This window comes from Desulfuromonas sp. KJ2020 (assembly GCF_024197615.1).
GTDB lineage: Bacteria > Desulfobacterota > Desulfuromonadia > Desulfuromonadales > SZUA-540 > SZUA-540.
Genome location: NZ_JAKUKE010000001.1, coordinates 1,437,617 through 1,458,117, shown reverse-complemented (window position 1 = coordinate 1,458,117; position 20,501 = coordinate 1,437,617). Strand labels below are relative to the sequence as shown.

The following is a 20,501-nucleotide window of genomic DNA, read 5'->3' as shown; positions in this document are numbered from 1 at the left end:
GCACCATGCTCGCTGAACACCTGAAACTGGCGCCGGCCCTGCTTCTTTTCGCCGTTCTGGCCCTCTTCATCTTCGTCGGTCTGGCCAGCCGGACCGCCAAGGGCGAATACTACCTGGTCTCCGGCCGCTCCGTCGGCCGTGTCGGCATCGGGGCCGCCATTGCCTCCAACTGGATGAGCGCCGCCTCCATTCTCGGCATCGCCGGCATCTTCTACCTGCAGGGCTATTTCGCCTTTGCCTATGTCATCGGCTGGACCGGCGGCTACGTCCTCCTGCTCATCCTCATGGGCGCCCAGATTCGCCGTTTCGGCAAATATACCGCGCCTGAATTTGTCGAAGCCCGCTACGAATCGCCCATCGCGCGGGTGCTGTCGGCCAGCATCGCCATCCTCATCTCCCTGGTCTACTGTGTGGCCCAGTACAAGGGGGTGGGGCTGGTCTTCTCCTGGATTTTCGGTCTGGACTACACCCCCAGTCTCCTCTTCGGCACCGCGGTGGTCATCTCCTACCTGGTGCTGTCCGGCACTCTCGGCGCCCTGCGCAACCAGCGCTTTCACTACACCGTACTGATTCTCTGCTTCATCCTCCCCTTGGTGCTGGTGGCTCGCAAGATGGGTTTTTTCTGGCTGGTTCCTCAGGTCGGTTACGGGGAGGCCCTGCAGGAGATCGCCTTTCATGCCGACAACGCCGGCACGGCGCCCTGGCTCCATGGCACCCCCTATCAGTGGATCGCTCTCTGCTTTACCCTCATGGTCGGCACCGCCGGCCTGCCCCATGTCCTGTCCCGCTTCTATACCGTCCCCAACATCCGCGACGCCCGCTGGAGTGTCATGTGGGGGCTGGTCTTTATCGGCCTGCTCTACTGGAGCGCGCCGGCCTACGCCACCTTCGCCAAGCTCTGGGAACTGCGTCACGGGCTGGTCACCGACCCCGCCACCGCCAAGGCCATCGCCGACATCATCGTCATCAAAGCGGCGGAGTGGGCGGGCCTGCCGGTCTGGATCACCGGCATCGTGGCTCTGGCCGCCATTCTCGCCGCCTTTTCCACCATTACCGGCCTGCTCATCACCGGCGCCGGGGCTTTTTCCTACGATATCTACTACCAGCTCATCAACCCCAAGGCCACTGAACACCAACGCATGATGGTCGCCAAGATCACCACCCTGGTTTTGGCCTTGGTTGTTCTGATCGTCGCCGCCAACCCGCCCGGCCTCATCGCCGAAATCACCGCCGTGGCCTTCGCCCTGGCCGGCAACACCCTCTTTCCCATCTTCCTGCTCGGTATCTGGTGGGACCGCACCAACAAACAGGGAGCCATCGCCGGCATGCTTTTGGGACTGGTCATCACGTTCACCCCGGTGATCCTCGGCCAGTGGCTGCCCTGGCTGACCGCCGTGCTGCCGCCGACGGGATCGGCTCTGATCGGAGCTCCGCTGGTTATTCTCGTCACGATTGGCGTCTCGCTGCTCACCCCCCCGCCACCTGACCGCATCCGCCGCTTCCTGCTGGAGAAGGTGCATACCCCCTGAGGCATGAAGGACTGCAGAGAGGCCTTCAGACATGTGGCACTTTAATCATCCTGCGAGTCAGCCATGAAACTTATACTTTCAGCGGGCAGTCTCTACACCCTGCCCCTCCCCAAGGTTTTTGAAATCGCCCGGGATACAGGCTTTGACGGCATGGAAGTGATCATCAGCTATGACTTCCAGTACCAGGACAGCCTCGCCCTCATCCGGGATCTGCAGCAGATTCTGCCGGTGGCCTCTCTTCATGCGCCCTTTTTCGACCTGGACGGCTGGGGGAACAAGATCGATCAGCTCTTCCGCACCACCACCCTGGCCATGGAGGCGGGCATCCCCCTGATCAACTTTCACCCCCCCTCGTGGATGGGACTCGAGCTCAAGTTCTGGCGGTGGCTCAACAAGGTCAAGGATTTTCAGGAAGAGGTTGGCCAGCACCAGGTGATCATCACCATGGAAAACATGCCCAGCACCGGCGCTTTTAAAACCAATCCCTACATTCTCGGGCAGACGGAGAAAATGATCCGTTTCATGCAGGAGAAGAATCTCTACCTGACCTTCGACACTGCTCACATGGGTTCGTCCAAAGCCAACTTCCTGCACGATTTTCATCTCTTCTACGATTCCGGCAAAATGCGCAATATTCATTTTTCCGACTACGGCTATGGCCGCGAGCATCTGCTGCCCGGCCATGGCGTCCTCCCCCTGACCCGCTTTTTGAACCACCTGAGGCAGACCGCCTACAATGATGCCCTCACGCTGGAACTCTCCCCCCACGAATTTCCCGAGGAGGAATCTCTCATCCGCGAAAGTATGGCTGAAATTTTCAACTACCTGTGCAAGGAGACACGCTTCAATCCACCAGACGGGTCCTATTGCCCGCTAGCGGACCAGCGGCGCGGAACCTCCCCGACCGGAATCGGCGAAAAGGGAAAAAAAGATCAGGGAGAAAAAAGAGACGGGCAAGATGAGTTGGAATAGAAACAGGAGGTGCGCGCAGAAAAAGGTTCGTCGCCTCGCCCTTTTTATCGCACGATATAGACGGAACAGCGGGCGTGCATGGCGACTTTGGTGGAGACGCTGCCCATCAGGGTGCGCTTGACCCGCCCGGAACCGGAGGAGCCGATGACAATGACATCGACCTCCTGCTGATCGGCATATGACAGAATTTCCTCAGCGGCATCACCATAAACGACCTCACTGGTCAACGGGATATCCGCCTCGGACGCCGCTTTTTCCACCACGTAAAAAATACGCTGGCGCTTTTGTTCCCAGTCGGGACGCTCTGTGGCGGGCAAAGAAGGGAAAAAATCCGTAAAGGAGGGGTTTCGCATGCCGGGAAGCGCCAAAATGGCATATACCTTGCTTTTGAAGCGTGAGCCTGAAGCCATGGCTAGACGCACCGCCTCTTCGGCCGCCTTGTCCGATTGAGGTGAGCCGTCAATGGCGACGAGTATTTTTTTACTGAGATTCAGCATGGCTACCTCCGTGTCAAGGGCCTGTCAAATCTAGCCGAATGGCTAACACCTGTCAACAGAAAGGCCTTCCCTCCCTGATTCGACCGCTGACAATCGACAAGGGGATATTGACTTAACTAAAACAACATTCTATTATTTTCGGCAACGATTGGCCGGCAAAAGAACCTTTTTCCTCGCAAGACCCCAAAAACGGACTCTTCAGGAAAAATCATTCCGGTTTATCTTGACATCTTTTTATCGGGGTCGATAAAATCCCCGCAATTTGCTTTTTGAGTTTTCATTAAAAGAGGACACAACCGCCATGGCCAAGAAAGAGAAGTCAGAATATATAATCCAGGCTGTTTCCCACGCCCTGGACCTGCTGGAGCAGTTCCACGGGGATGTGGACGAACTGGGTGTCACCGAACTCAGCAAGAGGCTGAAACTCCACAAAAACAACGTCTTCCGCCTGCTGGCGACCCTCGAGTCCCGTGGATACATCGAGCAGAACAAGGCAACGGAAAACTACCGTCTCGGACTCAACGCCCTGGAACTCGGGCAGACGTTCATCAAGCAGATGGGCCTGCTGCGCCAGGCCAAGCCCATCCTGGAAGACATCGTCAACGACTGTAACGAAACGGCCTATGTCGCCATTTTCAAGGAAGGGTACATCGTTTATCTGGACGTCGTTGAAACGAATCTCACGGTCAGGGTCGTGTCCCGGGTCGGCAGCCGCCTGCCGGCACACTGCACCGCCTCCGGTAAAGTTCACCTGGCTTACATGTCCGACGAGGAGATCGACAGTGTTCTCCCCAACCGCGAGCTCAAGGGCTATACCCCGACGACCTACACGGATCGCGAGGTTCTCAAAAAAGACCTGAAAAAGATTGCCGAGCAGGGCTATGCCATCGACAACGAGGAACTTGATCCTGGTGTGCGCTGCCTGGCCGCTCCCATCCGCGACTATACCCGTCGGATCGTCGGAGCCGTCAGCATCTCAGGACCGTCCATGCGCTTTTCCGACGAACGGATCGAGAAGGAACTGGTCCCCCTGGTCCTCAAGGCCGGCGAAGACCTCTCCACCCGTCTCGGTTTTCACAAGTAGCGCCTGCTTCAGTGAATTCTCAGAATCCCCCTTTTCAGGGGGATTTTGTGTTTCGGGCCATTGCATTGACAGAGAACGGACGGCTGCTACACTTCATTAAAGGCTTTTCCCCTTTGATTTCAACGAGAAAGGCTGCTTTCATGTCTGCAGGCCCAAGACGGGGGAATCCGAAGCCCCATGATGACGCGGCCCCTTTTTTGCTGCGCCCCTCCACTCCAAGAGGGGCCGGCGTGCTTCTGGTACACGGATTCTCCGCCACCCCGCAGGAAATGCGGCTGTTCGGCCAGGCTCTCTGTGAGCAGGGCTACACGACATTGGCGATTTTACTGCCGGGCCATGGCACCTCACCACAGGACCTGGCAACCAAACGCTACGAGGACTGGCTGAAAGCTGTCGAAGAGGGCTACCGGGAATTGAAGAAGGAAGAGACCGAGATTTTCGGGATGGGGCTGAGCACCGGAGCCCTGCTGCTAGTGGCCCTGGCCGCCCGGGTGGAGATGGCGGGGATGGTCCTGCTCTCCCCCTATCTCAGGCTCCGCCACCGTCTCGCCAGCAGCGCCTGGTGGCTCAGGCATATCAAGCCCTACCACCACCGCCCCCTTCCCCCCGAGACGGCCTTGCGCTATTACGAGAGCCGCCCTCTCAATGGCGTTCACCAGATTCACCGCCTGATCCGCCACCTGCGCCCCCTGCTCAGCAAGATTTCCACCCCGGCCCTGGCGATCAACGGCAGCGGTGATCAGACCATACGGGTTGAGAGCGGGCAGGCCCTCTTTACGCTCCTGGGCAGCCGTCACAAAGAGTACCACCTGTACGGACCGGAGGTTCCCCATGTACTGTGTACGGAAGAGAACCCGAGATGGCGTTCGGTGCTGGCCCTCAGCCTGCAGTTTCTGGCGAGGTCTCAGGAAGATTCCGCGCCAGCATCAGCAGGCGACCATAGAGTTCCCTGACCTGGGTGGCCAGTTCATCGATGGAGCCGGCATTCTCCACGACGAAATCGGCTCGGCGCACCTTGTCCGCCAAGGGCATCTGCGCGGTGATCCTGGCCTGTGCCGCCTGATCATCCAGGCCGTCCCTGGCCATCAGACGGCGGCGCTGCACCTCGGCGGGGGCCGTCACCACGAGGACTCGGTCCACGCGGCTTTCGGCTCCCGCCTCGAAAAGCAGCGGGGCCTCGTAGATCACCAGCGCCTCTCCCTGACGTTGCAGAGAAGCGAAACGGGCCGCCGCCAGCCGGGCAATCGCCGGGTGGGTGATCTGATTCAAATCCTGGCGGGCCGCCGGGTCGGCAAAGATGATCTCTGCCAAGGCCTTGCGATCCAGGGTTCCGTCCGCCTGCAAAATGTCCTGCCCAAAACGCGCCACCAGTTGTGCCAGGGCTTCCTCTCCCGGCCGCACGATTTCCCGCGCCAGTTCGTCCGCGCTGATGACCGCTGCCCCCAGTTGGCGAAACTGCTCGACGACAGCGCTTTTTCCCGTGGCGATTCCGCCCGTCACTCCGACAACCATCATCTTGTCCTTTCCGGTTCTGGCGATATAAACTTTCACAATCCCGGGACGTTGTCAATTCCATCGTTTCCCTGCAAGGCAACGCCCCCACCCCAGGCGACAGGAGGTGTCCCATGACCAAAACACTGCCCCAGATCCTGCTCGATAAAGCGGCCCGCCGCGGCGACCAGGAAGCGCTCCGCCGCAAGGAAGACGGACAGTACGCAGGGATTTCGTGGAAAACCCTGGCGCGCCAGGTCCGGCTCTGCGGCCGCGGCCTCATCCATTTGGGCATCCAGCCTGAAGACAGGGTGGCCATCATGGCCCCCAACTGCCCCGAATGGGTCTATGCCGACCTGGGCGCCATGGCGTGCGGCGCCCTTTCCGTCCCCGTCTACCATACGGAAGGAATCGACACCGTCCTCTATATCCTGCAGAATTCCTCCAGCCGCGTTCTCTTTATTTACTCTCTCTATATCGCCGAGGAGCTGGCGGAAAAACTCGACGAGGTGCCTCACCTCGAGAAAATCATCCTCATCGACGACGAACTGGACCACCCCCGCTTCACCTCGCTGGCTTCCTTTCTCCAGGAGGCGGAAAAAGTGCCGGAGAGCCAACTGGACGAGCGACTGGAGAAGGGAAAACCCGACGAGGTGGCCACCATCGTCTACACCTCAGGCACCACCGGCCCGCCCAAGGGTGTGCTGCTGACGCACAACAATTTTCTCTCCAATATCGAGGAATGCTGCAAGCGTTTTGACATCAGCGACAAGGACATGTGCCTGTCCTTTCTCCCCCTCTCTCATGTCTTCGAACGGATGGCGGGCTATTATTTCATGCTCTACCAGGGAACCGTCATCGCCTACGCTGAAGGGATCGATTCCGTACCGGCCAACCTGGTGGAGGTGGCACCGACCGTCGCCATCAGCGTTCCCCGCCTCTATGAGAAGATGTTTGCCCGGGTCATGGACCGCGTGGTCTCCGGCCCCTGGCTTAAGAAGCAGATGTTTTTCAGCGCCCTGAATTCCGGCCGCAAGCTGGTTCGTCAGCAGCAGGCCGGTGAAAATCCTTCCGCCCTGCTGCGCGGCGGCGTCGCCCTGGCCCGCAAAATTGTATTCGCTCCCATCAAGAAACACCTGGGCGGCCGCCTGCGCTTTTTTGTTTCCGGCGGTGCGCCCCTGACGGAAAATGTGGCCGAATTCTTCCTCGCCGCCGGCATCCCTATTTATGAGGGATACGGCCTGACCGAGACCTCTCCCGTCATCGCCTGCAACTATCCTGGCGCTCTGCGCCTCGGCACCGTGGGGCGTCCCCTGGACGGCGTCGAGGTCCGCCTGGGAGAGGACGACGAGATCCTGGTACGTGGACCCAATGTCTTCTCCGGCTATTGGAATTTGCCCGAGCAGACCCGGGAAGCTTTCAGCGACGGCTGGTTCAAAACCGGCGACATCGGCAAGCTCGATGCGGACGGCTTTCTCGCCATCACCGACCGCAAGAAGGATCTGTTGGTGACAGCCGGCGGCGAAAATGTCGCCCCCCAGATGATCGAAGGCTTGTTCAAGACCGACAAATACCTCTCCAATGCCATGGTTTACGGGGACCGCAAGCCCTACCTCACCGCCCTGCTGGTGCCCAATTTCGAAAACCTGGAGAAATACGCCCGCTACAAGAATATCGACTTTCTGACCCCCTGCGACCTGGTCAACCACCCCAAGGTTCTCAACCTCATCCGCCGGCGCATCGATCGGCTACAGGAAAATCTGGCCTCTTTTCAGCGGGTCAAACGCTTTACCCTTCTCTCGCGGGATTTCAGCAAAGAAGAGAACGAAATCACCCCTACCCTCAAGATAAAGCGGAAGGTGGTGGCAAAAAACTTTAACAAAATCCTGGAAGGCATGTATATTGCCAAGGATAAAGGCATTCACGATGCCGGTTTCTGTATTGTCGAAAACCTCACGGACGCGGAGAAGGATGACTGATATGGACATTATCAAGAAACTCTGGCTGAAAAAAGACGGTACGGTTCTGGTCATTGTCGATGTGCAGGAGCGCCTGGTGCCAGCCATGGATGAACACGTTCGTCAGCAGGTGATCACCAACATCAGGGCCATCGCCGAGGCCGCCCGCATCATCGGCCTGCCCGTGCTGGCCACCGAGCAGTACCCGAAAGGGCTGGGCGGCACCGTGCCGGAACTGGCCTCCTACGCCGAAGGTCCGATTATCCAGAAAAGCAGTTTCAGCTGCTGTGGCGAAGAGAGTTTTCTTGACGCACTGGAAGGGAAAAAAGCGCGCCAGATCCTGCTGGTCGGCATGGAAGCGCACGTCTGCGTCTTTCAGACCCTGCTCGATCTGCAGGGCCGGGGCTACCAGGTGCATCTGGTACGGGACGCCATCTGCTCCCGCCGCAAGACGGATTTCCTCACCGCCCTCGACAGCGCCCGGCTGGCCGGGGCAACAGTGACAACCACGGAAATGGCACTTTTCCAACTGCTGCAAAAAGCGGGCACCGCGGAGTTCAAGGCGGTATCGGCGCTGATCAAGGATCGTTAATACAACAGGTCATCCGCGATTAATTGTCGCGGAAGCCTTAAATGAACAAAGTGAAGGAAAACCTTTGAATGGACATCCCCCAGTCTAAACCCATTCTTCTGGAAAACGCCCTTCGATCCCTGGCCCGGATCATCAAAGCGGCCAGTTTCTATCCTCCCGGACACCCCGCTCTCAGAGCCCAGGTTCTGGAGGGGCTGAAGGCCTGGCGGCCTCTGCTGGCAGAGGGCAACCTGACCTTTTCCGTACGCAAAGACCACTTCCTCGTTGACGAAGCACGGGTCGGCAAGGATGCGGCGTTTCTCCCTCAGTTGGCCACAGCCTTTTTCGCCCGTCGCGTCCAGCGAGTACTCGTGATGCCGGACTTCTCAGACCGAGACCTGCTGGGAGTGGCTCGCGCCCTGGCGATTCGCCCCGAGCTTGTCGCGCAGAAAGGCGGCATCGAGGAATTGCTCCTGCAGGCCAGGGTAACGACTCTCTGGTTCAATGAACTACAGCTTGACCGCATCATCAGACGCAAAGAGGAGGCCGAAAAGGCCTTTGCCGTCGATTCGGGAAAAGCCGGCGATGCGAATCAATGGGACGAACCCCTGCTTGAAGAAGCCGCCAAACAGGCCGAAGAAAAACCGAAGGAACTGCAGGAACTGGAGGAACTGCTGCGTAATCTGCAGCAGCAGGACATCTCCGATGATCGCTACCGCCTTCTGCTGCAGGAATTTCCGACCAAGCTTCGCCGGGTTCTCAATGACGAAGGCCGCTTCCTCGCCATCGAGGCTCTCGCCCTGCTTTTGACCCACGCGCAATCGGAACGGCTTTCGGCCGCACGCAGACAAGCCGCTCACCAGGCACTGGACGCGCTGGGAATGGACGACGTACTGAATTATCTCGTCGACCTGCTCTGCATGCCCCTGACCACCCGCCAGGAACAGGACGCTATCATCACCATTCTGCTGTTTTACGGCACCCGGGTTGTCACCCGCATCATGGACCGGCTCTGCTCCGAAAAAGGCGGCCAGGCGAGGCGCTGCCTTACCGAACTCTTATCCCGGCAGGGGGCGGAAGCAATCCCCATTTTGAATTCCTATCTCAAGGATGAGCGATGGTATGTCAAGCGCAATGTCGTCTTCATTCTCGGTGAGATCCGCCACCCCGCCGCTGTCCCCGCCCTCATTCCGCTGCTTAAGCACGAGGATGTGCGCGTTGGGCGCGAAGCGATCCGTGCCCTCTCCCGCATCGGCGGTCCCGAGGCCCTGGACATTCTGCTGCAGGTTGCCGAAGACGAGGATCCGGACCTGCGACGCCTGGCCTTTCTTTCGCTCGGGGCCATGAAAGAACCGGCGGCCGTCCCTTTTCTGCTGAAAGTAGTTCAGTCAAAAGATTTTCTGGTCAAAAAACTGGATGAGAAGAAAGAGGCTATCCGCGCCCTTGGAGAAATTGCCGCCCCCGGTTCCTGGCCCCATCTGTTGGAAGTACTGCACCGCAAAAAATTCTGGAAGCGCTCTCGCTATAACGACCTGCGTGCCGCCGCGGCGGGGGCATTGGCCAGCTTTCCCGTTCCGGAGGTCCTTGAAGCCTTGGAGGCGGCCACGGAAGATCCGGCCCAGCAGGTCGCCCGGGCGGCAGTCCTGTCGCTCAAGCAACTTAAAAAAGGCTGAAGGCATGCAGACGATTTACAAAGACGTCATTCAGAAAATTTCTCGCACTTTTCAGGGCATGCGCCTTTACTCGCCGGCACACCCGACCATCCAGAAGCAGGTCCAGGATCTCATGGCCACCCTGGCCGGACTGTTTCTCCACAAATCCCGCCTGAAACTCGGTTTGATGGACGATACGCTTTTTTTTGAGGAAGAACTCTTTGCCTACCCTACCCCGGCGGAAGAGGACGTGGCCCAGGTGCTGCGAACCCTGGAGGTGGAAGGTTTGGAATTTATCTCCGGCCTGACGGGAGGGGAAATTTTATCCTTACTGGAAATCGTTCGGGGAGGAGACATCAAAGGAGAAGATCTGGAAGCGGCTCTACTCAAGATGGGGGTTCATCACATCCGCCCCGCCTCGGTCGAAAGAACGGACGATGACGAGTTCGCCCGCAAGCCCCGCAAGGTCTACGACCGGGCCCTGCGCGTCATGGAAGATATCTTCCACGACGTGCGCCTGGGCAAAATCCCGTCGTCGGAAGGCGCGATGCAGGCCGTCAAGGGGATGGTCGAAGTCACCCTGTCAGACCCCCACGCCCTTTTCGCGCTCTCCCTCATCAAAGACTACGACAACTACACCTTCACCCATTCGGTCAATGTCTCGGTCATCGCCCTGGCGGTCGGTCGTGCCTGCGGCCTTTCGGAAGAAGAACTGCGCGTTATCGGCCTCGGCGGCATGCTGCACGATTTAGGCAAGCTCAAGGTGGATGTCGGCATCATCACCAAACCTGGCCGTCTGACCGAGGGGGAATTCGAACAGATCAAAAAACATCCCCGCGACGGCGCCGACATTCTGCAGCAGATGGAGGACATCCCTCCGGAAGTTATCGACATTGCCCTGTGCCACCATCTTCAGTACGACCGCAAGGGCTACCCGGCCGACAGCCGCGGCAAACCCCTGTCACCCCTGGTGGACATGGCGTCCATCGCTGACGCCTACGACGCCATCACCACCTTGCGCTCCTACCAGCGGCCGGTGACGCCGCGCCAGGCGATCAAGCTGCTGCGGGACAATGCCGGCACCAGACTGCACCCCCAGTTCGTCGAACTTTTCATCCAGGCCCTGGGACCCTACCCCGTCGGCAGTCTCGTGCGCCTGCAAAACAATGAAATCGGGCTGGTCACCGCCGTCGGTGGTGACTCCAGTTCTGCCACCCGGCTGAAAATCCTCTTCGACGCCGAAGGCAATAAGCTCGACCCGCCGCGACTCTTCTGTCCGGGTTCCGCCGACGAACTGCAAATCGTCGGCGAAGTGGACCCCTTCAGCAAGGGCGTCGAAATCGCCGACTATCTTGATTGAAGTAAAGAGGCCGACACATTACTGTGTCGGCCTCTTTGGATTGAATCCCACCTTGTCCATCTAGATGCTACACGGTCTTCAGTTCGGCCAGAGCCAGGAGTGCCGCTGCCCGCACTGCGGCACGGGGATCGGCCGCGGCAGCCGCCAGGGCTTCTTCCGCCTGCGGAGCGCCGATTTTACCCAGGGAGCACGCCGCGCTGACCGCCAGGGCATCATCGGCATCCTGCAGACATGCCGCCAAAAGGGGAACCAGCCGGGCATCTGTGAAGTTTCCCAAGGCGTCGGCGCAGTGGACCCGCACCGCCGGATGCGGATCTTTGAGGTGTTTAACCAGGGCGCCCAGGGTCTTGGGGTGCGCCTTGTGACCCAGCACCTGCACAGCGGCGGCCCGGATATCGGCATCAGGATTTTTGAGAGCAGCCAGCAGCAGGGGAAAGATCTGCAGACTGTCGATACGCTCCAGGGCAATGAGCGCCTTGACCTGCTGGCCCCGACTCCCTTCTTTGAGCAGGGCGGTGATGCGGGACAGCGACCAGGACGCTTCGATCTTTTCCAGAGCCTGTGAAGCAGCTTGGCGCACGGCGTCCTCAGGATCACTCAGAGCCTGCAGCAACACCTTTTTTCTCAACTCACCTGCTTCCACAGTCGGGCTCCCGCCTCAAGGAATGTCCACTCTCTCTTGCCTGGCTGACGCGTGCTGAAAAAACGTAACCCTCAGAACGGAATATCGTCGTCCGGATTGAAGGGGGGATCGGCGTAATCCTCGTAGGCCGGGGGACCGGAAGAGGCCGCAGGGCTGGGGCGACTGGAGCGGGGCGCGGCATTGCGCTGCTGCCCCTGATTGGCGTTGTTGTCGTCGCCGGCCCGGCCGAGCATCTGCATCTGGTCGGCGACAATCTCGGTGATGTAACGCTTGTTGCCGTCGCGATCGTCGTAGGAGCGCGTCTGAATCTTTCCTTCGATGTAGACCTGTTTGCCTTTGTGCAGATATTTACCGCAGATCTCGGCGAGCTGACGCCAGGCCACGATGTTGTGCCACTCGGTCTTTTCCTGCGTCTGGCCGTCGCGGTCTTTGTAGCGTTCGGTGGTGGCGATGGTAAAATTGGCCACGGCCGCCCCGGAGGGAGTGTAACGCAACTCAGGATCTTTACCCAGGTTGCCGACAAGAATAACTTTGTTCACAGACATAAAAAAAGACCTCCAAAAAGGGGAATGGGGCGAGTTTACCCAAAATACCCAGGGGTGTAAAGGCCTTTGCCGAAAAAGGTTTGACTCCCTGCCGCCATCTCTCGTACACTCACCTATTCAATAAGTTAGGAGCTTGGCAGCATGTTTCGCACCCTGGTCGCCTGGATCGTTTTCATCCCCTGGACCCTTTTCGTCATCCTTACCGGAGTTCCCCTCTCCTTCATCAATCCGGACTGGCTCCACGCCTACGCCAAGATCTGGGCCCGCTTCGGTCTGGCTCTCATCGGAGCGAGGCTCATCGTAGAGGGAACGGAGCATCTCGACGCCTCCCGACCCGTCGTCTATATGCCCAACCATCAAAGCAACGTCGATATTCTGGCCCTGTTTGCCGGCATTCCCGGGCAATTCCGCTGGATGGCCAAGGAGGAGCTCTTCCGCATCCCTCTTTTCGGTTATGCCATGGCCCGTACCGGCTATATCTCCATCAATCGCTCTGACCGGCGCCAAGCCGCCAAAAGCATGGCCGTGGCAGCGCAGCGTATCGCCGCCGGCACCTCGGTGGTCATCTTCCCCGAAGGAACGCGCTCTACGGACGGTCGTCTGTTGCCTTTCAAAAAAGGCGGCTTTCTGCTCGCCCTGTCGGCCCAGACCCCCATCGTTCCCGTCGCCATCGACGGCAGTCGCGACGTCATGCGCAAAGGTCGGCTGGCGTTCAGACCCGGCGACATCCGCATCCGCTTCTTTCCCGCGGTGGCTACGGCAGGACGGCAGACGGCCGACCGGGACCGCCTGATCGAAGAGGTGCGACAGCCCATCGCCGCCGCCCTCGGACAACCGGTCGAGGACTCCGCGGCATGAGCCTCCACAGCCCCCTGCATCCCGATGCCGTACGCCTGCTCCCCCTGGGTGGCCTGGGCGAAATCGGTCTGAACATGATGGCCGTCGAATGTCGCGGCGACCTGCTGCTCATCGACTGCGGCCTGATGTTCCCGGAAGCCTACATGATGGGGATCGACCTGGTTATCCCCGACGTCAGCCCCCTGCTGGAGCGGGTGAAAGACATCCGCGGGCTGGTGCTGACCCACGGCCACGAGGACCACATCGGCGCCATCCCTTTTCTGCTCGACACCCTGGGCAATCCGCCCATCTTCGGGACGCCCCTTACCCTCGGGCTGCTGCAGAACAAGCTCGATGAACACCATCTGCTGGAAAAGGCAAGCCTGAACCCCATCGAACCCGGCGTGGCATTCACCCTGGGCTGTTTCGACATCGAACCCTTCCGGGTCGCCCACTCCATCGTCGATGGCGTCGGCTTCGCCATCCGCACGCCGGCCGGCCTTCTCGTCCATACGGGTGATTTCAAGCTGGATCTGACCCCCGTCGACAACCAGCCTACCGATCTGGGCCGCCTGGCTGCCTATGGGCAGGAGGGCGTCCTGCTGCTGCTGGCCGACTCCACCAACGTGGAAAGAGAAGGATACACCCTGTCGGAGCGCTCCGTGGGCGAGGCCCTGCAGGAGATCGTGCCAAAATGCCCGGGCAAGGTGCTGGTCTCCACCTTTTCCTCCAACATCCACCGCATCCAGCAGGTGGCCGACGCCGCCGTGGCCGCGGGACGCCAGATTCTGGTCATCGGTCGCAGCATGGTGGCCAACATCGCCATCGCCCGCCAGCTCGGCTACCTGCAAATGCCGGACGACATCCTCGTCGACCCCGGTCAGGCCCGCTACCTGCCGGCGGACAAGCTGCTCATTATCGCCACCGGCAGCCAGGGGGAACCCCGCAGCGCCCTCTCCCGCATCGCCATGGACGATCACAGGCAGATCAAACTGGAGCCGGGGGATACGGTCATCCTCTCCTCCAAATTCATCCCGGGCAACGAAAAGGCCATCAGCGAGGTGATCAACCACCTTTACCGGCGCGGCGCCGAGGTCTTCTACGAAAGCACCAGCGAAATCCACGTCTCCGGTCACGCCAGCCGCGAAGAACTCAAGCTGGTGCATTCCCTGATTCGGCCCCGCTATTTCGTGCCCGTCCATGGCGAATATCGTCACCTGGTCAAGCATGCCCAGCTCGCCCAGTCTATGGGGATGGCCCCGGCGAACACCCTGGTACTGGAGAACGGTACCCCGCTGGCCCTTTCCCGCAACGGCGTCACCCTGGAAGAAAAGGTGGAGACGGGCCGGGTCTTTATCGACGGCAAGGGGGTCGGCGATGTGGGGACCATGGAACTGCGCGACCGCAGTCACCTGGCCAACCATGGCCTGGTAGTGGTTCTGCTGGCCCTCAACCAGTCCAGCGGCCGCATTCTCTACGGTCCCGAACTCTTCAGTCGCGGCTTTGTGCCGGAAGAGGAGAGCCGCCCCTACCTGGACGAAGCCGCCCAGGCGGTCAGCGCCATGCTGGCTGAACACAATCTCGAAACCATTACCGACTGGGAGGAGTTGCGCGTCGAAGTGCGCAAGACTCTGCGCCGCTTTTTCAATAAGACCATCGAGCGTCGGCCCCTCATTCTGCCGGTTATCCTCGAACTTTGACAGGCGGCCATCGCCATTTCCCACCGTCACAGCGGCAGATTTCAAGTGAACAGATAAAGGGACTTCTTCATGACTCTACTTCAGGCCATCTTCCTCGGCTTCATTCAGGGCCTCAGCGAATTTCTCCCCATCTCCTCCTCGGGGCACCTGGCCATCGCCCAGCATTATATGACAGACTTTCATCAACCGGGCGTTCTCTTCGACGTGCTGCTGCATGTCGGCACCATGGTCGCCGTCATCTTCTATTTCCGCCGTGAAATCATCCTGCTGGCCACTTCGCCCTTCCGCCGCGACGAAGAGGCGGCCATCTATCGCCGCCTGCTGCTGCTCCTGATCGCGGCCAGCGTGCCGACGGCCATCATCGGCCTGACCTTTAAAGACTTTTTCGAGGGACTCTTTGAAAACATTATTGTCGTCGGCTCGATGCTACTGGTCTCGGGCCTGCTCCTCTTTCTGGCCGAACGCTTTCGCCGTCAGGGGCGCAAGGAAGAGGCCCTCACCCTGTCTGACGCCCTGGTCGTCGGGGCCGTACAGGGACTGGCCATTATTCCGGGCATTTCACGCTCCGGCTCGACCATCGCCACCCTGCTCTTCAAGGGGGTCGACGGCGAAACGGCGGCCCGCTTCTCTTTTCTCATGGCCCTGCCTGCCATATTCGGCGCCGCCCTGCTCTCCCTGCGAGACCTCGCGGCAGTGCCCGCCGGCAGCCTCCCCCTCTACCTGGCTGGCGCAGGAATTGCATTTATTACGGGGTTGCTGTCCATCCATTTTCTGATGGCCATCATCCGCCGGCGCCGACTCTTCTATTTCGCCATCTACTGCTGGCTGGTCGGGAGCCTGGTCTTGACCCTCTCCCTTTAGCGAGGTTTCACCCCTATGAGCACGGAAACCAAAACCCTCTTTCGGGAGCATCTCAAGAAGGAAATCGCCGGCGTCTTCTGGCTGGCCGCCGGCATCTTCCTGACCCTGTGCCTGATCTCCTTCGACAGCCGCGACCCGTCCTTCAACAACAACCTCGACCCGGCCCTGGTCCGCAACTACGGCGGTGTGGTCGGCGCCCACCTGTCCGACCTGCTGCTGCAGGCCTTCGGACTGATCTCCCTGCTGCTGCCCCTGGCCTGCCTGCTCTTTGCCTGGCGCCTTCTCAAGTTCCGCGACGTCAAGGTGCGCCTTTACAAGGGGACCGCCTTTCTGGTGCTCCTGCTGTCCCTGTGCGCTCTTATCGCCCTGCGTTTTTCCAAGGTGTCCTTCTTCGGCCAGCCGGTCAACGAAGCTGGCGGCGCCGCCGGGCGTGTCCTCGCCGACACCTTGTCGAGCTATCTCAACCCGGCCGGAGCTGCCATCTTTCTGAGCGTCTTCTTCCTGGTCTCCCTTATGCTGGCGGCCCGGTTCTCCATGGTCCTCTTTCTCGAAGGGATGCTCGAACGCTTTGCGGCCCGTCTGGAAAAAAATCGGGAGGCCCGGCAGGCCCGCCGGCAGCAGCGCGATGCGGTCAAGAGAGAAAAAGTGGAGTCGGCTCCCCGCATCTCGCCGCCGACTGTCCGGCCGGTGCCACCCCCCAAGCCCGTCAAAAAGAAGACGAAGGAGATTAAGGAAAACCCGCAGGAGGCCTTTGATTTCCTGGAGCCTTCGGGAACCTACCACAAGCCGACCCTCTCCCTGCTGGACCACGAGGGCGAGCCGCCGAAGCCGGTGGACAAGGAAGCGCTCATGATGAACGCGCGTATCCTCGAAACCAAGCTGAAGGACTTCAACGTCGACGGCGAGGTGGTGGAGGTCAAGCCCGGCCCCGTGGTCACCATGTACGAGTTCGCCCCGGCCCCCGGCGTCAAGGTCAACAAGATCGCCGGTCTCTCCGACGACCTGACCATGGCGCTCAAAGCCCTCTCCATCCGCATCGTCGCCCCCATCCCCGGCCGCGGCGTGGTCGGTATCGAAATTCCCAACAAGGAGCGGGAGACCGTCTACCTCAAAGAGATCATCGACTCGGAAGAATTCCAGAAGTCCGGCGGACGCCTGCCCATGGCCCTGGGCAAGGACATCTTTGGCCGCACCGTCGTCGCCGACCTGGCCAAGATGCCCCATCTGCTGGTGGCCGGTTCCACCGGCAGCGGCAAGTCGGTGTCTATCAACACCATGATCCTCTCCCTGCTCTACCGCGCCACCCCCGACGACGTGCGCATCATCATGGTCGACCCCAAGATGCTGGAACTCTCCATCTACGAGGGCATCCCCCATCTGCTGCTCCCCGTGGTGACCAACCCCAAGAAGGCGGCGCTGGCCCTGGCCTGGGCGGTACGCGAGATGGAGCGGCGCTACAAGCTCATGTCCGACAAGGGGGTGCGCAACATCGACGGCTACAATAAGAAGATCGCCAAGGAGGAAAGGGAGAAAGAACTGCAGAAGAGCCAGGAAAAACTGGTCGTCGAGACGGTCGACGCCGATGAGGAGGCGCTGCCGGAGATCGAAATGCTCGAGGGGGAGGAACTCGACCATGGCCACCTCCCCTATATCGTGGTTATCGTCGACGAACTGGCCGACCTGATGATGGTCGCCGGCCGCGAGATCGAGGAGTCGGTGGCCCGCCTGGCCCAGATGGCCCGCGCCTCGGGCATCCACCTCATCCTCGCCACCCAGCGCCCCAGCGTCGACGTCATCACCGGCCTCATCAAGGCCAACTTCCCCACGCGCATCTCCTTCAAGGTCTTCTCCCGCATCGACTCGCGCACCATCCTCGACTCCATGGGGGCCGAAACCCTGCTCGGCATGGGGGATATGCTCTTTCTCCCCCCCGGCACCGGCGCCCTGCAACGGGTGCACGGCGCCTTCGTCTCGGAACTGGAAGTGCAGCGGGTAGTCGATTTCCTCAAGAAGCAAGGCTTGCCCGAATACGATAAATCGATTCTCGAAGCGCCCCCCGCCTCGGAAGGGGGAGGCAGCGACGACGAGGACGGCTACGACGAGAAGTGGGACGAAGCGCTGGCCATGGTGGCCGAAACCCGGCAGGCCTCCATCTCCATGCTGCAGCGCCGCCTGCGGGTCGGCTACAACCGCGCCGCTCGCATGATCGAGAAAATGGAGCAGGAGGGGATTGTCGGCCCCTCCGACGGGACCAGCAAGCCGCGCGAGGTTTTCATCAACAAGATCGGCAGCTGACATCCCCAAGCCCCGCGTTGAAAAGCATCCGTTCCTTGCTATTCTTTACAGCTCAATCTTCCGCAGTCCGCAAAGGCCGTTAAGACGTGAACCAGGACGAACTCCATAAACTGCTCAGCGCCATCCGCGACCAGCACCTTTCCATCGACGAAGGGATGGCGCGGCTGCGCGCTCTCCCCTTCGAGGATATCGGCATCGCCCAGATCGACCATCACCGCGAGCTCCGTCAGGGCGCCCCCGAGATCATCCTGGGCGAGCGCAAGACGGCAGAGCAGTTGGTGGCCATCGTCGGCAAGATGGTGGAGCGGGGGAGCAACGTGCTGGTGACACGCCTGCCGCCGGATCGTGCCGAACCGTTGCGAACCGCCTTCCCGCAGGGGGAATACGACGACCTCGCCCGCACCTTCACCCTGGTACAGAACCCGCAGACCTCCCTGCCGACCGGAGCGGTCCTGGTGGTCTGCGCCGGCACCTCCGACCTGCCCGTGGCCCGCGAAGCCAGCGTGACGGCCCGTATGCTCGGCCTGCAGGTCGAGGAGGTGGTTGACGTGGGCGTGGCTGGCATCCACCGCCTGCTGGCGCGCACCGACCAGCTGCAGAAGGCCGCCGTGATCATCGTCGTCGCCGGCATGGAAGGCGCCCTGCCCTCGGTGGTTGGCGGCCTCGTGCGCGTGCCGGTCATCGCCGTACCCACCTCCGTCGGTTACGGGGCCGCCTTCGGCGGGGTGGCGGCCCTGCTCGGCATGCTCAATTCCTGCGCCAGCGGCGTCACGGTGGTCAACATCGACAACGGCTTCGGCGCCGCCTTTGCCGCCAGCCGCATCATCAAAACGACACCCCGATGAAGACACTCTATCTCGACCCTTTTTCCGGCATTTCCGGCGACATGTTTCTCGGCCTGATGGTCGATCTCGGCGTCGAGCTGCAGGCCATCGAGACGGGCCTGGCCACGCTGCCCATCGAAGGCTGGCAACTGCGCAGCAGCCGCCAGTCGCGCCGGGGCATCACTGGCACCAAGGTCGAGGTCCTCTACAACGAGTCGCACCATCACCGGACCTGGGCCGACATCGATCGCCTGCTGGCGGAAAGTCCGCTGCCGGTCGCGACCCGGGAGTTGGCCCGACGCATCTTCCGCCGAGTGGGTGTGGCCGAGGCCAAAGTCCATGGCGTCGACCTGGCCGAGGTCCATTTCCACGAAGTGGGTGCCATCGACTCCATCGTCGACATCGTCGGCGCCGCCCTTGCCCTGGAGCAGCTGCACATCGACCAAATCCTCTGCGGTTCCCTGCCTCTGAGTCACGGCACCGTCCACTGCGCCCACGGCGCCATCCCCCTGCCGGCGCCGGCCACCCTCGAAATCCTCCAGGGCTTGCCCGTTGTCGACGGCCGCTGCGACCAGGAACTGGTGACGCCTACCGGCGCCGCCATCGCCGCCGAAATCGCCCGTTTTGCGCCCCTGGAGGCCATGACGGTGGACCGCACCGGCTATGGGGTCGGCAGCCGCGACCTGGCGGACCGTCCCAACCTGCTGCGGGGGATCCTTGGCCGCACGGCTGCAGAGACCAGCGCCGAAAGCGATTGTGTGGGCGTGCTGGAGAGCCATCTCGATGACACCAACCCGGAATGGCTCGGCGCCCTTATGGAGCGTCTGCTCGCCGCGGGAGCCCTGGACGTCGCCTTTTCCCCCCTGCAGATGAAGAAAAACCGTCCTGGCATCGGCCTCACCGTCGTCGTACCGGCAGCGCAGAGTGAAGAACTGGCCGCCCTGATCCTGCGCGAAAGCAGCGCCAGCGGCGTGCGCCTGCAGCAGGCTCGCCGCCTCAAGCTCCCCCGCGAGCAGCGCCGTCTCGACACGCCGCTGGGGCCGGCCGAAGTCAAACTTTTTTACCAGGACGGCCGGCTGCTGCGCGTCACCCCCGAGTTCGACAGCTGCCGGCGCCTGGCCCAGAGCAGCGGCTTACCCCTACCGGAAGTCTATCGGCTGGTGGAGCGCGCTGCCGACCCCCTTTTTTCCGTGGAGGCGCGATAAGCCGTGCGACCTTTTGTCCTTTTTCTCTCCAGCAACGCCGGCCTCGGCTACTCGCCCTTTGCCCCCGGCACCGTCGGCACCCTGGCCGGCATCCCCGCCTTCTGGCTGCTGGCTTCGCTACCCCCGGGGCTCTACGCCCTGACCTGGACGGCCCTGCTCTTTCTCTCCTTCTGGGCCGCCGGTGAGGCGGGCAAACACTATGGCGTGGTGGACGACGGTCGCATCGTTATCGACGAACTGGTCGGGTATCTGGCCACGGTGGCCTTTCTCCCTTTCTCCTGGACAGCTGCCATCGCCGGCTTCCTGTTTTTCCGCCTCTTCGACATCAGCAAAATTCCGCCGGCCTCCTGGTTCGACCGGAAGATGAAGAATGGCTATGGGGTCGTGCTCGACGACGTCGTCGCCGGCATTTACGGCGCCATCGCCCTGCGGGTTTTTCTCCACCTGTTCGAAACCACTATCACGGGGTAAGAGCGA

General features: G+C 60.9%; 19 protein-coding genes. 15 read left to right on the top strand and 4 right to left on the bottom strand.

Going from position 1 to position 20,501, the window contains the following annotated elements; translation table 11 throughout:
* The first annotated feature begins 5 nt into the window (after positions 1-5).
* Complete coding sequence (locus MJO47_RS06665; protein ID WP_253960333.1) at positions 6-1,529, top strand: cation acetate symporter; 1,524 nt, start codon at positions 6-8, stop codon at positions 1,527-1,529.
* Between the two features lie 63 nt (positions 1,530-1,592).
* The gene (locus tag MJO47_RS06660; protein ID WP_253960332.1) at positions 1,593-2,501 is read left to right on the top strand and encodes a sugar phosphate isomerase/epimerase; all 909 of its coding nucleotides are present in this window, start codon (positions 1,593-1,595) and stop codon (positions 2,499-2,501) included.
* A 44-nt stretch (positions 2,502-2,545) separates the two neighbouring features.
* Here MJO47_RS06660 and MJO47_RS06655 read toward each other — a convergent pair whose 3' ends face one another.
* Positions 2,546-2,998, bottom strand: a complete 453-nt coding sequence (locus tag MJO47_RS06655) for a universal stress protein (protein ID WP_253960331.1) — start codon at positions 2,996-2,998, stop codon at positions 2,546-2,548.
* 301 nt (positions 2,999-3,299) lie between these two features.
* Between MJO47_RS06655 and MJO47_RS06650 the strand changes: the two genes are divergently transcribed.
* Together MJO47_RS06650 and MJO47_RS06645 are read left to right on the top strand one after the other, a co-directional pair.
* Entirely contained in the window at positions 3,300-4,082 is a 783-nt protein-coding gene (locus MJO47_RS06650) for an IclR family transcriptional regulator (RefSeq protein ID WP_253960330.1), read from the top strand.
* 230 nt (positions 4,083-4,312) lie between these two features.
* Positions 4,313-5,035 (top strand): alpha/beta fold hydrolase, encoded by a 723-nt coding sequence (locus MJO47_RS06645; protein ID WP_253960329.1) that lies wholly within the window; start codon positions 4,313-4,315, stop codon positions 5,033-5,035.
* Here MJO47_RS06645 and coaE read toward each other — a convergent pair.
* The gene (gene coaE / locus MJO47_RS06640) at positions 4,962-5,597 is read right to left on the bottom strand and encodes a dephospho-CoA kinase (protein ID WP_253960328.1); all 636 of its coding nucleotides are present in this window, start codon (positions 5,595-5,597) and stop codon (positions 4,962-4,964) included. The genes MJO47_RS06645 and coaE overlap by 74 nt on opposite strands.
* Positions 5,598-5,707: 110 nt before the next feature.
* Here coaE and MJO47_RS06635 point away from each other — a divergent pair, with 110 nt between their 5' ends.
* The 4 genes from MJO47_RS06635 to MJO47_RS06620 all read left to right on the top strand — a co-directional run bounded on the left by MJO47_RS06635 (position 5,708) and on the right by MJO47_RS06620 (position 11,114).
* A complete protein-coding gene (locus tag MJO47_RS06635; protein ID WP_253960327.1) occupies positions 5,708-7,552 on the top strand; it encodes a long-chain fatty acid--CoA ligase in 1,845 nt (614 codons plus the stop codon).
* A gap of 1 nt (position 7,553) precedes the next feature.
* On the top strand, positions 7,554-8,123 hold the full coding sequence (locus MJO47_RS06630; RefSeq protein WP_253960326.1) for a hydrolase: 570 nt from the start codon (positions 7,554-7,556) through the stop codon (positions 8,121-8,123).
* A gap of 68 nt (positions 8,124-8,191) precedes the next feature.
* On the top strand, positions 8,192-9,775 hold the full coding sequence (locus MJO47_RS06625; protein ID WP_253960325.1) for a HEAT repeat domain-containing protein: 1,584 nt from the start codon (positions 8,192-8,194) through the stop codon (positions 9,773-9,775).
* A 4-nt stretch (positions 9,776-9,779) separates the two neighbouring features.
* The gene (locus tag MJO47_RS06620) at positions 9,780-11,114 is read left to right on the top strand and encodes an HD-GYP domain-containing protein (RefSeq protein WP_253960324.1); all 1,335 of its coding nucleotides are present in this window, start codon (positions 9,780-9,782) and stop codon (positions 11,112-11,114) included.
* A gap of 67 nt (positions 11,115-11,181) precedes the next feature.
* Here the strand turns inward: MJO47_RS06620 and MJO47_RS06615 are convergent, their stop codons facing one another.
* Together MJO47_RS06615 and MJO47_RS06610 are read right to left on the bottom strand one after the other, a co-directional pair.
* Positions 11,182-11,757, bottom strand: coding sequence for a HEAT repeat domain-containing protein (locus MJO47_RS06615; protein ID WP_253960323.1), 576 nt, complete (start codon positions 11,755-11,757; stop codon positions 11,182-11,184).
* Positions 11,758-11,828: 71 nt separating this feature from the next.
* Positions 11,829-12,302 carry a single-stranded DNA-binding protein gene (locus MJO47_RS06610; protein WP_253960322.1) on the bottom strand — a complete coding sequence of 158 codons (474 nt, stop codon included), beginning with the start codon at positions 12,300-12,302 and terminating at the stop codon, positions 11,829-11,831.
* A 141-nt stretch (positions 12,303-12,443) separates the two neighbouring features.
* Between MJO47_RS06610 and MJO47_RS06605 the strand changes: the two genes are divergently transcribed.
* The 7 genes from MJO47_RS06605 (at position 12,444) to MJO47_RS06575 (ending at position 20,495) form a co-directional block, all read left to right on the top strand.
* Positions 12,444-13,160 carry a 1-acyl-sn-glycerol-3-phosphate acyltransferase gene (locus MJO47_RS06605; RefSeq protein WP_253960321.1) on the top strand — a complete coding sequence of 239 codons (717 nt, stop codon included), beginning with the start codon at positions 12,444-12,446 and terminating at the stop codon, positions 13,158-13,160.
* On the top strand, positions 13,157-14,839 hold the full coding sequence (locus tag MJO47_RS06600) for a ribonuclease J (RefSeq protein WP_253960320.1): 1,683 nt from the start codon (positions 13,157-13,159) through the stop codon (positions 14,837-14,839). Before MJO47_RS06605 ends, MJO47_RS06600 begins: the two co-directional genes overlap by 4 nt.
* 69 nt (positions 14,840-14,908) lie before the next feature.
* The gene (locus tag MJO47_RS06595) at positions 14,909-15,700 is read left to right on the top strand and encodes an undecaprenyl-diphosphate phosphatase (RefSeq protein WP_253960319.1); all 792 of its coding nucleotides are present in this window, start codon (positions 14,909-14,911) and stop codon (positions 15,698-15,700) included.
* A gap of 15 nt (positions 15,701-15,715) precedes the next feature.
* Positions 15,716-17,995: a DNA translocase FtsK gene (locus tag MJO47_RS06590; protein ID WP_253960318.1), complete on the top strand. Its 2,280-nt coding sequence runs from the start codon at positions 15,716-15,718 to the stop codon at positions 17,993-17,995.
* 86 nt (positions 17,996-18,081) lie between these two features.
* On the top strand, positions 18,082-18,840 hold the full coding sequence (larB, locus tag MJO47_RS06585) for a nickel pincer cofactor biosynthesis protein LarB (protein ID WP_253960317.1): 759 nt from the start codon (positions 18,082-18,084) through the stop codon (positions 18,838-18,840).
* Positions 18,837-20,024, top strand: coding sequence for a nickel pincer cofactor biosynthesis protein LarC (gene larC, locus MJO47_RS06580; protein WP_253960316.1), 1,188 nt, complete (start codon positions 18,837-18,839; stop codon positions 20,022-20,024). The genes larB and larC overlap by 4 nt, the downstream gene beginning before the upstream one ends.
* Positions 20,025-20,027: 3 nt before the next feature.
* Positions 20,028-20,495 carry a phosphatidylglycerophosphatase A gene (locus MJO47_RS06575; RefSeq protein ID WP_253960315.1) on the top strand — a complete coding sequence of 156 codons (468 nt, stop codon included), beginning with the start codon at positions 20,028-20,030 and terminating at the stop codon, positions 20,493-20,495.
* Positions 20,496-20,501 lie beyond the last annotated feature (6 nt).

Excerpts from the sequence above, each read along its gene's own strand:
- MJO47_RS06655 (WP_253960331.1), bottom strand. The coding sequence starts at position 2,998 with ATGCTGAATCTCAGTAAAAAAATACTCGTCGCCATTGACGGCTCACCT.
- MJO47_RS06590 (WP_253960318.1), top strand. The coding sequence starts at position 15,716 with ATGAGCACGGAAACCAAAACCCTCTTTCGGGAGCATCTCAAGAAGGAA.
- MJO47_RS06605 (WP_253960321.1), top strand. The coding sequence starts at position 12,444 with ATGTTTCGCACCCTGGTCGCCTGGATCGTTTTCATCCCCTGGACCCTT.
- MJO47_RS06635 (WP_253960327.1), top strand. The coding sequence starts at position 5,708 with ATGACCAAAACACTGCCCCAGATCCTGCTCGATAAAGCGGCCCGCCGC.
- coaE (WP_253960328.1), bottom strand. The coding sequence starts at position 5,597 with ATGATGGTTGTCGGAGTGACGGGCGGAATCGCCACGGGAAAAAGCGCT.
- larC (WP_253960316.1), top strand. The coding sequence starts at position 18,837 with ATGAAGACACTCTATCTCGACCCTTTTTCCGGCATTTCCGGCGACATG.
- MJO47_RS06600 (WP_253960320.1), top strand. The coding sequence starts at position 13,157 with ATGAGCCTCCACAGCCCCCTGCATCCCGATGCCGTACGCCTGCTCCCC.
- MJO47_RS06665 (WP_253960333.1), top strand. The coding sequence starts at position 6 with ATGCTCGCTGAACACCTGAAACTGGCGCCGGCCCTGCTTCTTTTCGCC.
- MJO47_RS06625 (WP_253960325.1), top strand. The coding sequence starts at position 8,192 with ATGGACATCCCCCAGTCTAAACCCATTCTTCTGGAAAACGCCCTTCGA.
- MJO47_RS06620 (WP_253960324.1), top strand. The coding sequence starts at position 9,780 with ATGCAGACGATTTACAAAGACGTCATTCAGAAAATTTCTCGCACTTTT.
- MJO47_RS06595 (WP_253960319.1), top strand. The coding sequence starts at position 14,909 with ATGACTCTACTTCAGGCCATCTTCCTCGGCTTCATTCAGGGCCTCAGC.
- MJO47_RS06650 (WP_253960330.1), top strand. The coding sequence starts at position 3,300 with ATGGCCAAGAAAGAGAAGTCAGAATATATAATCCAGGCTGTTTCCCAC.
- MJO47_RS06610 (WP_253960322.1), bottom strand. The coding sequence starts at position 12,302 with ATGTCTGTGAACAAAGTTATTCTTGTCGGCAACCTGGGTAAAGATCCT.
- MJO47_RS06630 (WP_253960326.1), top strand. The coding sequence starts at position 7,554 with ATGGACATTATCAAGAAACTCTGGCTGAAAAAAGACGGTACGGTTCTG.
- MJO47_RS06660 (WP_253960332.1), top strand. The coding sequence starts at position 1,593 with ATGAAACTTATACTTTCAGCGGGCAGTCTCTACACCCTGCCCCTCCCC.